Below are 13,351 nucleotides of genomic sequence, written 5' to 3'. Positions count from 1 at the left end.
CGGAGCCACACCCGTGAAACAGCACACCGTGATCGACAGCCCCTACGGCGCACTGACCCTGGTCGCCGAGGACGGCGCCCTGTGCGGCCTCTACATGACCGACCAGCGCCACCGCCCCGCCGAGGAGACCTTCGGCGTACGCGACGAACACCCCTTCGCCGAGGCCGAGGAGCAACTGGAGGCCTACTTCACCGGCGAACTGAAGGACTTCACCCTCGGCCTGCGACTGAACGGCACCCCGTTCCAGCGCACGGTCTGGGAGCAGCTCCGGAAGATCCCGTACGGCGAGACCCGCAGCTACGGGGAGCTCGCCGCCGCCCTCGGCAACCCGGCCGCCTCCCGCGCGGTGGGCCTCGCCAACGGCCGCAACCCGGTCGGCATCATCGTCCCCTGCCACCGCGTCGTCGGCGCGAGCGGCGACCTCACCGGGTACGGCGGCGGCCTGGAACGCAAGCGGCGCCTGCTGGACTTCGAACGGGGGGCGGCGGCACCGGACCGGTTGTTCTAGGAAGCCGGGGCGGGGCCGGGCGGCTCCGGGAAAACCGCGTTGCCCGCGCGCCGCACGGCCCGTTACGCTCACCCCACTTCGAAGACCACGCTCTCCCGAACGATGCCGCAGATGGGGAGCAGGCCCGCGCACAGCAGCCCGGGGCCACGGAGGGGCGGCGCCCCTTTCCGTCATGCCCTCCGGAGGACTGCTCCCATGGATCCCCTGCACATCGGCCTCGGCCTTCCCGTCGACAACCCCGCCCTGCTGCCGAGCTGGGCGCGCCGCGCCGACGCGCTCCCCTTCAGCACGCTCGGTCTGCTCGACCGGCTCGTCTTCGACAACCCCGAACCCCTGATCACCCTCGCCGCGCTCGCGGGCGCCACCTCCCGCATCCGCCTGCAGACCGAGGTGCTGATCGCGCCCGTCCACAACACCGCGCTGCTCGCCAAGCAGACGGCGACCCTCGACCGGCTGTCGGGCGGCCGCTTCACGCTCGGCATCGGAGTCGGCGGGCGGGCCGACGACTGCCTGGCCGCCGGCATCGACCTGCACCGCCGGGGCCGCCGCCTCGACGAGCAGATGACCCTGCTGCGCCGGACCTGGGCGGGTGAACCGTACGCCCAGGGCGCCGGCCCCATCGGCCCCCGGCCCGCGACGCCCGGCGGACCGCCGGTGCTCTTCGGCGGCTTCGCCCCGGCCGCCCTCGAACGGGTCGGCCGCTTCGGCGACGGCTTCCTCGGCGCCGCGGTGCCCGCCGCGCACATGGCCGGCCTGTTCCGCCAGGTCGAGGAGGTCTGGCGCACGTACGACCGCGCCGGCCGGCCGCGGCTGGTCGCCCAGGCGAGCGTCGCCCTCGGCCCCGACGACACGGTGGAGCGCGCCCGGCACAACCTCGGCGACTACTACGCCTTCACCGGACGCGCCGAGTACATGACCAAGGGCCTGCTCACCACCGCCCGGGACATCCGCGCGGCCGTCGACGCCTTCCGGGACATCGGCGCGGACGAGGTCGTGCTGTACTGCTGGGCCTCGGACATCGGCCAGGTCGACCGCCTCGCGGACGCCCTGTTCTGACCGGCCCCGCGGACGCCGCGGTTCAGCCCAGCCCGCGCAGCAGCTCGGGCAGGGCCGTGCCGATCGGCTCCCGCACGACCTCGGCGGCCAGGTCGTCGTACGGCGTCGGCTCGGCGTTGACGACGACCAGGCGGGCGCCGTGGTCGACGGCCACACCGGCCAGCCCGGCGGCGGGCTCCACCTGGAGGCTGGTCCCCACGGCGACGAACACCTGGCAGGCCTTGCTGACGGCGACCGCCTCGCCCAGGACCACCGGGTCGAGGTGCTCGCCGAACATCACGGTCGCCGGCTTGAGGATGCCGCCGCACTCCAGGCACGGCGGGTCGTCCTCACCGGCGTCGATCCGGGCGAGGGCGTCCTCCATCGGCCCCCGTGCCCCGCACCCGGTGCACACGTGGGCGCGCGCGCTGCCGTGCAGTTCGAGGACCTTGCGGGCCGAGATCCCGGCGCGCTGGTGCAGCCCGTCCACGTTCTGCGTGATCACCCGGACCGGCACCCCGCGCCGCTCCAGCTCGGCCACCGCCCGGTGCGCCGCGTTCGGCTCGGCGTGCAGGGCGGCGGTGTCGCGCCGCATTCGCCAGGAGCGCCGTCTGATCTCCGGATCGCCCATGTAGTACTCGTACGTCACGAGCTTCTCGGCTTCCGGGTCGCGCCGCCACAGCCCGTTCGGGCCGCGGTAGTCGGGGATGCCGGAGTCGGTCGAGACTCCTGCACCGCTGAGGATGGCGACGAGGGGTTTGCCGGTCATGGGGCCGAGGGTAGGGCGCCGGCCCGGCGGGCGGCGAACGGGTTACCGGTCGACCCGGACGCCGTTCTCCAGCTCCGCCGTGCCGGAGCCCGCCGCCAGCACGTCCAGCGCCGCCAGCACCCGGCCGTGGAGTGCGCCGTGCAGGTGGTCGCCGAGTTCCCCGCGCGGCACCAGCCGCCAGGACAGCAGCTCCTCCTCCTGCAACCGGATCGCCTTGAGGTCGTCCTCGGACAGGACGCCGCCGTCGTACAGGTACGCCACGATCGGGGGCCTGCCCGGCCCGGTCGCCCAGTCCACCGCGAGCAGCCGGCCGACCCGCACGTCCAGCCCCACCTCTTCGAGCGTCTCCCGCCACGCGCCCCGCCGCGGGCTCTCCCCGCCGTCGGACTCGACCGTCCCGCCGGGCAACGTCCACCCCTCGCGGTAGTTGGGCTCGACGAGGAGCACACGTCCGTCGCCGTCCCTGAGGACCGTGGCGGCACCGGCCAGCACACGGGGCAGACCGGCGATGTAGGCGGCGTAATCAGGAGAGGTCATCCCGGCAGCGTAACCAGCCCGGGGACCCGGAAATAAGAGGCCACGTGCGCGTCCGGGCCGGTTCCACGGTGTGGGCAGGGCATGACGGCGCGGGTGTCCTCCGGTTAGGGTCGCAGCGGCGCGACTGCCTTGACGTGCGCAAGGCTCAAAGAGCAAGGGGAGATCAAGGTGGCTGACGCTGCTGTGGACGGGGCCCGCCGGGTGCTCGTCGCCGCGGACAAGTTCAAGGGGTCGCTGACGGCCGTCGAGGTCGCCGAGCGCGTCACGGCCGGACTGCGCCGTGTCGTGCCGGACGTCCTGGTCGAGGCGCTGCCCGTCGCCGACGGCGGCGACGGCACGGTGGCCGCCGCGGTCGCGGCCGGGTTCGAACGCCGTGAGGTACGGGTCGCCGGGCCCCTCGGTGACGAGGTGACGGCGGCGTACGCGCTGCGCGGGGACACGGCCGTCGTGGAGATGGCCGAGGCCAGCGGCCTCCAGCGGCTCCCGGAAGGCGTCCTCGCGCCGCTCACGTCGTCCACGTACGGCTCGGGCGAGCTGCTGCGGGCCGCGCTGGACGCGGGGGCGCGGACCATCGTGTTCGGCGTCGGCGGCAGCGCCACCACGGACGGTGGCGCCGGGATGCTGGCCGCGTTGGGCGCTCGGTTCCTGGACGCGGACGCGCGGCCCGTCGGTCCGGGCGGGGGCGGGCTCGCCGCCCTGGCCTCGGCCGACCTGTCCGGACTGGATCCGCGGCTGTCCGACGTGGAGCTGGTGCTGGCGAGCGACGTCGACAATCCGCTGACCGGCCCCAAGGGTGCCCCGGCGGTCTACGGCCCGCAGAAGGGCGCCTCGCCGGACGACGTGACGGCCCTGGACGCGGCCCTCGGGCACTTCGCGAAGGTGCTGGAGCAGACGGACGGCGTGGGGGCGCGGGCCGCCGAGTACGCCGCGTCCCCGGGCGCGGGCGCGGCGGGCGGCATCGGGTTCGGCGCCATGCTGCTCGGGGCGCGGTTCCGGCCCGGCATCGAGGTGATGCTGGACGTGCTGGGCTTCGCGCCGGCGCTGGAGCGGGCGTACCTGGTGATCACCGGGGAGGGCTCGCTGGACGAGCAGACGCTGCACGGTAAGGCCCCGGCGGGGGTCGCCGCGGCGGCGCGGGCCGCGGGCAAGGAGGTCGTCGCGGTGTGCGGACGGCTGGCGCTGCCCGCGGAGGTGCTGGGGCGGGCCGGGATCAGGCGGGCGTATCCGCTGACGGATGTGGAACCGGACGTCGCCAAGTGCATCGCGGACGCGGGGCCGATCCTGGAGCGGGTGGCGGAGTCGATCGCGCGGGACTTCGTCGCGTAGGGGAGTCTCGCCCCCGCCGCCCCTTCCCGTTCCCGACCCTGAGGGCTTCGCCCCCAGCCCCCTTTAGGCCCTGGACGGGCCTCGTCCTCAAACGCCGGACGGGCTGGAAACGTCACCTCTCTCCCCACCGAGTCGGGTGGTGAGTGGCCACAGGCCCGGGGGTCTGGGGGCGGAGCCCCCGGGGACGCCCGCACCGACACCGGGCGCCCCAGACAAGCGAAGGGCCCCGAACCCAACCGGGTTCGGGGCCCTCAAGACGCCGTCACGGCAATTGCGCCGCCCGCGCCTCCCGCCGATTGTCACGGAAATTGTTCACCCTGCGAGCGGTGGCGAACAGCGGGATCACCGCCCCCATCACCAACTGCAACGCACACCCCGTCTGCAGCAGCAGCTGCCCGCTGGGCGCGTCGAAGGCCCAGCCGGCCAGCAGGCCCATCGACAGCACGATCCACGACAGCATCGCCACCGCGAGGCGCCCTCGGGGCTTCGGGTACTCGACGCGGCTCACCATCAGCCAGGCGGTGCCGAGGATCGCCAGGAGCGTCGCCACGAAGGGCAGCTCCAGCAGCACGATGGAGACCACCGTGAGCGCACCGAACGGCGAGGGCATGCCCTGGAAGGTGCCGTCCTTGACGGTCACGCACGAGAACCGCGCGAGCCGCAGCACCACCGCCAGCAGCACCACGATCGCCCCGACCGCCGCCACGCGCTGGTACGCGTCGTCCGCGACCATGCCGTAGACGAGGACGAAGTACGCCGGCGCGAGCCCGAAGCTGATCAGGTCGGAGAGGTTGTCCAGCTCCGCGCCCATCGGCGAGCTGCGCAGCTTGCGGGCGACCAGACCGTCGAACAGGTCGAAGATCGCCGCGCACAGCATCAGGATCACCGCGGTGGCCGCGCTGTGCCGGGCCATGCCCGACTCGTCGCTGCCCATGAGGTGCGGGATGAGGATGCCGGTGGTGGTGAAGTACACCGCCATGAAGCCGCACGTGGCGTTGCCGAGCGTCAGGGTGTCCGCTATCGACAGGCGGAGCGAGAGCGGCATCTCCTCCTCGTCGTCCATCTCCTCGGCCTCCGGTACCCATCCGGCCTGGGTCTGTGGATCAATCACGGTCAATGCGAGTCACCCCAGCCACCGTCTTCTGCCCCACCTCGACGTCGACCTCCACGCCCTCGGGCAGGTACAGGTCGACGCGGGAGCCGAAGCGGATCAGGCCGACCCTCTCGCCCTGCTCGACCTTCGTGCCCTGCGGCACGTACGGGACGATGCGGCGGGCGACCGCGCCGGCGATCTGGATCATCTCGATGTCGCCGAGTTCGGTGTCGAAGTGCCACACGACGCGCTCGTTGTTCTCGCTCTCCTTGTTGAAAGCGGGAACGAAGCCGCCGGGCACGTGCTCGACCGACGTGACCGTGCCGGCCAGCGGGGCGCGGTTGACGTGGACGTTGAGCGGGCTCATGAAGATGGCGACGCGGGTGCGACCGTCCTTCCACGGCATGATGCTCTGCACCACACCGTCGGCGGGCGAGATGACCCGGCCCCGGGTGATCTCGCGCTCGGGGTCGCGGAAGAACCACAGCATCCCCGCCGCGAGCGCGGTGGCGGGGACGGCGACGGCCTTGGCGGCGCCGGAACGGCGGGACCGGAGGAGGCTGACGGCTGCGGTGGCGACGGTCGGCAGAAGCCACGGCGATGCTCCGCGCGCGAGGCGTACGCCGGCGAGGCTGTCGCGAGGTGCAGAGGTTTGGCTGTGGGGCATGGATGACCTTCGTAGCGGATGATGCCGCGCTCTGACGGGGGACGGCGGCTTTCCGGCGATCGTAGCGGCTTCGCGCCGCAACTGGGTAAGCCAGGAAGCCGAGTCGGCGGCCGAACAGTGCCTACGGGGTGTGACCTTCTTCTCCAAGAAAACACCCCGTATCCGGACATCTAACCCTGGAATCGATACTCTTCGAGCAGTCGGCGGCCGATGATCATTTTCTGGATCTCGGCGGTGCCTTCACCGATGAGCAGCATCGGGGCCTCGCGGTAGAGGCGCTCGATCTCGTACTCCTTGGAGAAGCCGTACCCGCCGTGGATCCGGAAGGCGTCCTCCACGACCTCCTTGCAGTACTCGGAGGCGAGGTACTTGGCCATCCCCGCTTCCAGGTCGTTTCGTTCGCCGGAATCCTTTTTGCGCGCAGCGTTCACCATCATCGCATGCGCCGCCTCCACCTTGGTAGCCATCTCCGCGAGCTTGAACTGGATGGCCTGGTGCTGGGCGATCTGCTTGCCGAAAGTGTGCCGTTGCTGGGCGTACCGGACACCGAGTTCGAAGGCACGCTGAGCGACGCCGCAGCCACGGGCCGCCACATTGACGCGACCGACCTCGACGCCGTCCATCATTTGGTAAAAACCTCGGCCGGTGACGCCGCCGAGCACCCGATCGGCCGGAACACGCAGGCCGTCCATGACGAGCTCGGTGGTGTCGACCCCCTTGTAGCCCATCTTGTCGATCTTGCCGGGGATGGTCAGGCCCGGGCGGACCTCGCCGAAGCCGGGCTCCTTCTCCACCAGGAAGGTCGTCATCGACTTGTGGGGGGCGGTTCCCTCGGGGTGACCCTCGTCACTCTTCACCAGGACGGCCACGAGCGACGACGTGCCGCCGTTGGTGAGCCACATCTTCTGGCCGTTGAGGACGTACTCCTCGCCGTCCTTCACCGCCTTCGAGGAGATCGCCGAGACGTCGGAGCCCAGCGCCGGCTCGGACATCGAGAAGGCGCCGCGGATGTCGCCCGCGGCCATGCGGGGCAGGAAGTGGTCCTTCTGCTCCTGCGTACCGTGCTGCTTCAGCATGTACGCCACGATGAAGTGGGTGTTGATGATGCCGGACACCGACATCCAGCCGCGGGCGATCTCCTCCACGCACAGGGCGTAGGTCAGGAGCGACTCGCCCAGGCCCCCGTACTCCTCGGGGATCATCAGGCCGAACAGGCCGAGCTCCTTCAGCCCGTCGACGATGTCCTGCGGGTACTCGTCCCGGTGCTCCAGCTCGGTGGCGACCGGGATGATCTCCTTGTCCACGAAGTCCCGGACGGTGGAGAGGATCTCCCGCTGGACGTCCGTGAGGCCGTGGGTCTGGGCGAGGCGGCTCATCTTCTACTTCTCCTGTTCCTTCAGCTCGGGCCGGCCCGGCTGCTCGCCGCCGCGCTCCTTGGTGTACGTCTCGGTCGGCACCATCACCTTGCGGCGGAAGACGCACACGAGGGTGCCGTCCTGCTTGTAGCCCTTGGTCTCCACGTGCACGATGCCGCGGTCGTTCTTCGACTTCGACGGCCACTTGTCGAGCACGGTCGTCTGGCCGTAGAGGGTGTCGCCGTGGAAGGTCGGCGCCACGTGCTTGAGCGACTCGATCTCCAGGTTGGCGATCGCCTTGCCGGAGATGTCCGGGACGGACATGCCGAGCAGGAGCGAGTAGATGTAGTTGCCCACCACCACGTTCTTGCCGAAGTCCGTCGTCTTCTCGGCGTAGTTGGCGTCCATGTGGAGCGGGTGGTGGTTCATGGTGAGCAGGCAGAACAGGTGGTCGTCGTACTCCGTGACCGTCTTCCCCGGCCAGTGCTTGTACGTCGCCCCGACCTCGAACTCCTCGTAGGTGCGTCCGAACTGCATGGCGCTCAGCCCTCCGGGATCTCGAACTTCGACGTGCGCTCCATGCCGGCCGCACGCCCCTTGCCGGAGACGACCAGCGCCATCTTGCGGCTGGCCTCGTCGATCATCTCGTCGCCGAGCATCGCCGAGCCCTTCTTGCCGCCGGCCTCGGACGTGTAGTAGTCGTACGCGTCCAGGATCAGCTCGGCGTGGTCGTAGTCCTCCTGCGAGGGCGAGAAGATCTCGTTGGACGCCTCGACCTGACCCGGGTGCAGCACCCACTTGCCGTCGAAGCCGAGGGCGGCGGCGCGCTGCGCGACCTCGCGGTAGCCGTCCACGTTGCGGATCTGCAGGTAGGGGCCGTCGATCGCCTGGAGGTTGTTGGCCCGGGCGGCCATCAGGATCTTCATCAGGATGTAGTGGTAGGCGTCGGCCGGGTAGCCGGGCGGCTGCTCGCCCACGACCAGGGACTTCATGTTGATGGAGGCCATGAAGTCGGCCGGGCCGAAGATGATGGTCTCCACGCGCGGGCTGGCCTGCGCGATCTCGTTGACGTTGTTCAGGCCCTGCGCGTTCTCGATCTGCGCCTCGATGCCGATCCGGCCGACCTCGAAGCCCATCGTCTTCTCGATCTGGGTGAGCAGCAGGTCGAGGGCGACGACCTGCTGGGCGTCCTGGACCTTCGGCAGCATGATGCAGTCCAGGTTGGGGCCCGCGCCCTCCACCACCGTCACGACGTCCCGGTACGTCCACTCGGTCGTCCAGTCGTTGACGCGCACGACACGGGTCTTGCCCGTCCAGTCGCCCTCGTTGAGGAACTTGACGATGGTGTGCCGGGCCTCCGGCTTGGCGAGCGGCGCGCAGGCGTCCTCCAGGTCGAGGAAGACCTGGTCGGCGGGGAGGCCCTGGGCCTTCTCCAGGAAGCGGGGGTTGCTTCCCGGCACCGCCAGACAGGAACGCCGGGGGCGAAGACGGTTGACCGTGGTCATGCGGGGACCTCCAGGGGGTCGAGCTTGTTCGCGTTCCGGATCTCGTCGACGATCCGGCCGATGATTCCGGTGATGTCGAAGTCCTTCGGGGTGAAGACCGCGGCCACTCCCGCGGCCCGCAGTTCGTCGGCGTCACCGTTCGGGATGATGCCACCGGCGATCACCGGGATGTCTGTGGCACCGGCCACACGGAGCCGTTCGAGCACGTCCGGCACCAGTTGCGCGTGCGACCCCGACAGGATGGACAGGCCCACCGCGTGCACGTCCTCCGCCAGGGCGGCGTCCACGATCTGCTCGGGGGTGAGCCTGATGCCCTGGTAGACCACCTCGAACCCGGCGTCGCGGGCCCGGACGGCGATCTGCTCGGCGCCGTTGGAGTGACCGTCCAGGCCGGGCTTGCCGACCAGGAAGCGGAGCTTGCCGACGCCCATCTCCTTGGCCGTCAGCTCCACCTTGCGGCGCACCTCCGACAGGGCAGAGCCCTCTTCCGCGGTGACCGCGACCGGGGCCGAGGACACGCCGGTCGGGGCCCGGAACTCGCCGAACACCTCGCGCAGCGCCCCCGCCCACTCGCCGGTCGTGGCGCCGGCGCGGGCGCACTCCAGGGTGGCCTCCATGAGGTTGCCGGTGCCGCGCGCGGCCTCCTTCAGCTTCTCCAGCGCCTTGCAGGGACGCGGGTGGTTGAAGGGCGGTTGGTACCGGGTGTCCCGCCAGTTCTGCAGCGAGGCGACGACACGGGCCTCCACCGCCGGGTCGACCGTCTGGATCGCGGTGTCCAGGTCGGCGGTCAGCGGGTTGGGCTCGGTGCCCTCGAAGGCGTTGACACCGATGATCTTCTCCTCGCCGGACTCTATCCGGGCCCGGCGCTCGGCGTGCGAGGCGACGAGCTGGGACTTGAGGTAGCCGGACTCGACGGCGGCCATCGCGCCGCCCATCTCCTGGATGCGCTCGATCTCCGCGAAGGACGACTCGACCAGCTCGTCCACCTTCGCCCCGATCACCTTCGACCCCTCGAAGATGTCCTCGTACTCCAGCAGGTCGCTCTCGTGCGCCAGCACCTGCTGGATGCGCAGCGACCACTGCTGGTCCCAGGGGCGGGGCAGGCCCAGCGCCTCGTTCCAGGCGGGCAGCTGCACGGCACGCGCGCGTGCGTCCTTGGAGAGGGTGACCGCGAGCATCTCGAGCACGATCCGCTGGACGTTGTTCTCCGGCTGCGCCTCGGTCAGTCCCAGCGAGTTGACCTGGACGCCGTAGCGGAAGCGGCGGTGCTTGGGGTTCTCGATGCCGTAGCGCTCGCGGGTGACGCGGTCCCAGATGCGGCCGAAGGCGCGCATCTTGCACATCTCCTCGACGAAGCGGACGCCCGCGTTCACGAAGAAGGAGATGCGGCCCACCACGTCGCCCATGCGCTCCTGCGGCACCTGGCCGCTGTCGCGCACCGCGTCGAGCACGGCGATCGCGGTGGACATCGCGTACGCGATCTCCTGCACCGGCGTGGCGCCCGCCTCCTGCAGGTGGTAGCTGCAGATGTTGATCGGGTTCCACTTCGGCATGTGCGAGACCGTGTACGCGATCATGTCCGTCGTCAGGCGGAGGGACGGCCCCGGCGGGAAGACGTGGGTCCCCCGGGACAGGTACTCCTTGACGATGTCGTTCTGGGTGGTGCCCTGGAGCTTGGTGATGTCCGCGCCCTGCTCCTCCGCGACGACCTGGTAGAGCGCCAGCAGCCACATGGCCGTGGCGTTGATGGTCATCGAGGTGTTCATCTGCTCCAGCGGGATGTCCTGGAACAGCCGGCGCATGTCACCGAGGTGCGCCACCGGCACGCCGACCCGGCCGACCTCGCCGCGGGCGAGGATGTGGTCGGAGTCGTAGCCGGTCTGGGTCGGCAGGTCGAAGGCGACCGACAGACCCGTCTGGCCCTTGGCGAGGTTGCGCCGGTACAGCTCGTTGGACGCCTCGGCCGTGGAGTGACCGGCGTAGGTGCGCATGAGCCACGGCCGGTCCTTCTCCCGCCTGCCGTCGGCGGGCTGACGATCGGTCATGCGGCGCTCCTCAGATGTTCCGGAAGCGGTTGATGGCATCGATGTGCCGGGCGCGCTTCTCCTGGTCGCGCACGCCCAGGCCCTCCTCGGGTGCCAGGCACAGCACGCCGACCTTGCCCTGGTGGAGGTTGCGGTGGACGTCGTAGGCCGCCTGGCCGGTGTCCTCCAGGGAGTACACCTTGGAGAGCGTCGGGTGGATCTTGCCCTTGGCGATCAGGCGGTTGGCCTCCCAGGCCTCGCGGTAGTTGGCGAAGTGGGAGCCGATGATGCGCTTCAGGGACATCCACAGGTAGCGGTTGTCGTACTCGTGCATGTAGCCCGAGGTCGAGGCGCAGGTGGTGATGGTGCCGCCCTTGCGGGTGACGAAGACGGAGGCGCCGAAGGTCTCCCGGCCGGGGTGCTCGAAGACGATGTCGATGTCCTCGCCGCCGGTGAGTTCGCGGATGCGCTTGCCGAAGCGCTTCCACTCCTTGGGGTCCTGGGTGGTCTCGTCCTTCCAGAACTTGTAGCCCTCGGCGCTGCGGTCGATGATCGCGTCGGCGCCCATCGAGCGGCAGATGTCCGCCTTCTGCTCGCTGGAGACGACGCAGATCGGGTTGGCGCCGCCGGCCAGGGCGAACTGGGTGGCGTACGAGCCGAGGCCGCCGCTGGCGCCCCAGATCAGCACGTTGTCGCCCTGCTTCATGCCGGCGCCGTTGCGGGAGACGAGCTGGCGGTAGGCGGTGGAGTTGACCAGGCCGGGGGCGGCGGCCTCCTCCCAGCTCAGGTGGTCCGGCTTCGGCATCAGCTGGTTGGACTTGACCAGCGCGACCTCGGCGAGGCCGCCGAAGTTGGTCTCGAAGCCCCAGATGCGCTGCTCGGGGTCGAGCATCGTGTCGTTGTGGCCGTCGGAGGACTCCAGCTCGACGGAGAGGCAGTGCGCGACGACCTCGTCGCCCGGCTGCCAGGCGTTGACGCCCGGGCCGGTGCGCAGGACCACGCCCGCGAGGTCGGAGCCGATGATGTGGTACGGCAGGTCGTGGCGCTTGGCCAGCTCGTTGGTGCGGCCGTAGCGCTCCAGGAACCCGAAGGTGGACAGCGGCTCGAAGATCGAGGTCCACACCGAGTTGTAGTTGACCGAGGAGGCCATGACGGCCACCAGGGCCTCGCCGGGGCCCAGCTCCGGCAGCGGCACCTCGTCCAGGTGGATCGACTTGCGGGGGTCCTTGTCGCGGGTCTCCAGACCCTCGAACATCTCCGTCTCGTCCTTGTGCACGGTGATCGCGCGGTACGACTCGGGGAGGGGCAGAGCGGCGATGTCGGCCTTCGTGGACTCGGGCGACTGGATCGCGTCCAGGATGTCCTTCACGGTCACGGTGTTGCCTCCGGCGGTGAGCGCCCTGAGGGAGGAGCGCTGAGGGTTACGTCGGTGCTGCTGAGGTGAGGGTGTGTGCCTGTGACGCAGGCGTTCGGACGCGCAGGGGATGAGGTGCGGGGACAGCCCGAACACCTTCAACGTATGACACCGCGTGTCACCCCGCAAGGCACTGAGTGCCAGAAACTGATCTCAGATGAAATCTTTACGCGACAGATGAGCGATGATCGATCGAATCATCTCCCGGCGGCGGTGAAAAAGGGGCACCGACATGCAAAAACGGCCACCCGATGGGTGGCCGTCGTCACAGAGCGAAAGGGTGTCTGCCCCTCCGGTCAGCGCTCCTTGAGTGCCTGCTCGATGGTGCGCATCACCTCGTGGAGCGGCGCGTCGGTGCGCGCCACCGTCACGAGCACCTCCCCCTGCACCGAGGCCGAGGAGGCCGCCGGCCGCGCGGCGGAGGCCGTGCCGCGCCCCGCCCCGATGCCGGTGCCGAAGGTCTTGCGCACGATCGCGAAGGCGTGGTCGAGCTGGGCCTCCACGTCGCCCTGTCCGTCGGCCCGCAGCCAGCGCCGCAGCACGTGGTTGTGCGCGGTGACCACGGCGGACGCCGCGACCTCCGCCAGCAGCGGGTCGTCGTTGGCGTCGTCGTCGTGCGCGTGCTCGTCGAAGTGGCCCAGCAGGTACCGGGTGAACAGACGCTCGTACCGGGCCACCGACGCGATCTCCGCCTCGCGCAGGGTGGGCACCTCGCGCGTCAGCTTGTAGCGGGCGACCGAGATCTCCGGCCGGGCGGCGTACATCTTCATGACTTCCTTGATGCCGCGGCACACCGTGTCGAGCGGATGCTCGTGCGCCGGCGCCGCGTTGAGCACCGCCTCGGCCCGCACCAGGGTGTCGTCGTGGTCCGGGAAGATCGCCTCTTCCTTGGAGCGGAAGTGCCGGAAGAAGGTGCGGCGGGCGACTCCGGCGCGGGCCGCGATCTCGTCGACGGTGGTCGCCTCGTACCCCTTGGTCGCGAACAGCTCCATCGCCGCCGCCGCCAGTTCCCGGCGCATTTTGAGCCGCTGGGCGGCGGCTCGGCTGCCGGCCGCGCTCTCCGGGGCGTCGGACGTGGCTGGGGTGCGTGAGGACTTGGCGGGCTGGGGCATGACCCG

General features: G+C 70.5%; 13 protein-coding genes. 3 read left to right on the top strand and 10 right to left on the bottom strand.

The genetic code is table 11. From position 1 onward, the window contains the following. Positions 1-13 precede the first annotated feature (13 nt). Positions 14-508: a methylated-DNA--[protein]-cysteine S-methyltransferase gene (locus tag EV562_RS26125; protein ID WP_133889305.1), complete on the top strand. Its 495-nt coding sequence runs from the start codon at positions 14-16 to the stop codon at positions 506-508. A 204-nt stretch (positions 509-712) separates the two neighbouring features. Beyond that, positions 713-1,564 (top strand): LLM class flavin-dependent oxidoreductase, encoded by an 852-nt coding sequence (locus EV562_RS26120; RefSeq protein ID WP_166662002.1) that lies wholly within the window; start codon positions 713-715, stop codon positions 1,562-1,564. 22 nt (positions 1,565-1,586) lie between these two features. On the opposite strand, the gene EV562_RS26115 is transcribed toward EV562_RS26120, so the two are convergent. Together EV562_RS26115 and EV562_RS26110 are read right to left on the bottom strand one after the other, a co-directional pair. After that, positions 1,587-2,312, bottom strand: a complete 726-nt coding sequence (locus EV562_RS26115; protein ID WP_133889303.1) for a Sir2 family NAD-dependent protein deacetylase — start codon at positions 2,310-2,312, stop codon at positions 1,587-1,589. Positions 2,313-2,354: 42 nt separating this feature from the next. Next, complete coding sequence (locus tag EV562_RS26110; protein ID WP_133889302.1) at positions 2,355-2,849, bottom strand: NUDIX hydrolase; 495 nt, start codon at positions 2,847-2,849, stop codon at positions 2,355-2,357. A 183-nt stretch (positions 2,850-3,032) separates the two neighbouring features. Between EV562_RS26110 and EV562_RS26105 the strand changes: the two genes are divergently transcribed. Further along, a complete protein-coding gene (locus EV562_RS26105; RefSeq protein ID WP_133889371.1) occupies positions 3,033-4,175 on the top strand; it encodes a glycerate kinase in 1,143 nt (380 codons plus the stop codon). 262 nt (positions 4,176-4,437) lie between these two features. On the opposite strand, the gene pssA is transcribed toward EV562_RS26105, so the two are convergent. The 8 genes from pssA to EV562_RS26065 all read right to left on the bottom strand — a co-directional run bounded on the left by pssA (position 4,438) and on the right by EV562_RS26065 (position 13,345). Continuing rightward, complete coding sequence (gene pssA / locus EV562_RS26100) at positions 4,438-5,220, bottom strand: CDP-diacylglycerol--serine O-phosphatidyltransferase (RefSeq protein WP_003972511.1); 783 nt, start codon at positions 5,218-5,220, stop codon at positions 4,438-4,440. A 58-nt stretch (positions 5,221-5,278) separates the two neighbouring features. Then, positions 5,279-5,935 carry a phosphatidylserine decarboxylase gene (locus EV562_RS26095; RefSeq protein WP_133889301.1) on the bottom strand — a complete coding sequence of 219 codons (657 nt, stop codon included), beginning with the start codon at positions 5,933-5,935 and terminating at the stop codon, positions 5,279-5,281. Between the two features lie 170 nt (positions 5,936-6,105). Then, complete coding sequence (locus tag EV562_RS26090) at positions 6,106-7,311, bottom strand: acyl-CoA dehydrogenase family protein (RefSeq protein ID WP_133889300.1); 1,206 nt, start codon at positions 7,309-7,311, stop codon at positions 6,106-6,108. Positions 7,312-7,314: 3 nt separating this feature from the next. Then, positions 7,315-7,827: a MaoC family dehydratase gene (locus tag EV562_RS26085; RefSeq protein WP_133889299.1), complete on the bottom strand. Its 513-nt coding sequence runs from the start codon at positions 7,825-7,827 to the stop codon at positions 7,315-7,317. A 5-nt stretch (positions 7,828-7,832) separates the two neighbouring features. Then, complete coding sequence (locus EV562_RS26080) at positions 7,833-8,795, bottom strand: CoA ester lyase (protein ID WP_087806125.1); 963 nt, start codon at positions 8,793-8,795, stop codon at positions 7,833-7,835. Continuing rightward, complete coding sequence (locus EV562_RS26075; protein WP_133889298.1) at positions 8,792-10,840, bottom strand: protein meaA; 2,049 nt, start codon at positions 10,838-10,840, stop codon at positions 8,792-8,794. The genes EV562_RS26080 and EV562_RS26075 overlap by 4 nt, the downstream gene beginning before the upstream one ends. A 10-nt stretch (positions 10,841-10,850) precedes the next feature. Continuing rightward, positions 10,851-12,194 carry a crotonyl-CoA carboxylase/reductase gene (gene ccrA, locus EV562_RS26070; RefSeq protein WP_133889297.1) on the bottom strand — a complete coding sequence of 448 codons (1,344 nt, stop codon included), beginning with the start codon at positions 12,192-12,194 and terminating at the stop codon, positions 10,851-10,853. A gap of 335 nt (positions 12,195-12,529) precedes the next feature. Continuing rightward, a complete protein-coding gene (locus EV562_RS26065) occupies positions 12,530-13,345 on the bottom strand; it encodes a TetR family transcriptional regulator (protein WP_133889296.1) in 816 nt (271 codons plus the stop codon). Between the last annotated feature and the right edge of the window lie 6 nt (positions 13,346-13,351).

It is taken from the genome of Streptomyces sp. BK208 (assembly GCF_004364245.1).
GTDB lineage: Bacteria > Actinomycetota > Actinomycetes > Streptomycetales > Streptomycetaceae > Streptomyces.
The sequence above is the reverse complement of the archived record's forward strand: the minus strand, read 5'-3'. Positions and strand labels throughout refer to the sequence as shown.

What these genes read in the sequence shown, in the direction of transcription:
- EV562_RS26115 (WP_133889303.1), bottom strand. Translation starts at nt 2,312, where the DNA reads ATGACCGGCAAACCCCTCGTCGCCATCCTCAGCGGTGCAGGAGTCTCG.
- EV562_RS26095 (WP_133889301.1), bottom strand. Translation starts at nt 5,935, where the DNA reads ATGCCCCACAGCCAAACCTCTGCACCTCGCGACAGCCTCGCCGGCGTA.
- EV562_RS26085 (WP_133889299.1), bottom strand. Translation starts at nt 7,827, where the DNA reads ATGCAGTTCGGACGCACCTACGAGGAGTTCGAGGTCGGGGCGACGTAC.
- EV562_RS26080 (WP_087806125.1), bottom strand. Translation starts at nt 8,795, where the DNA reads ATGACCACGGTCAACCGTCTTCGCCCCCGGCGTTCCTGTCTGGCGGTG.
- EV562_RS26110 (WP_133889302.1), bottom strand. Translation starts at nt 2,849, where the DNA reads ATGACCTCTCCTGATTACGCCGCCTACATCGCCGGTCTGCCCCGTGTG.
- EV562_RS26075 (WP_133889298.1), bottom strand. Translation starts at nt 10,840, where the DNA reads ATGACCGATCGTCAGCCCGCCGACGGCAGGCGGGAGAAGGACCGGCCG.
- EV562_RS26090 (WP_133889300.1), bottom strand. Translation starts at nt 7,311, where the DNA reads ATGAGCCGCCTCGCCCAGACCCACGGCCTCACGGACGTCCAGCGGGAG.
- EV562_RS26065 (WP_133889296.1), bottom strand. Translation starts at nt 13,345, where the DNA reads ATGCCCCAGCCCGCCAAGTCCTCACGCACCCCAGCCACGTCCGACGCC.
- pssA (WP_003972511.1), bottom strand. Translation starts at nt 5,220, where the DNA reads ATGCCGCTCTCGCTCCGCCTGTCGATAGCGGACACCCTGACGCTCGGC.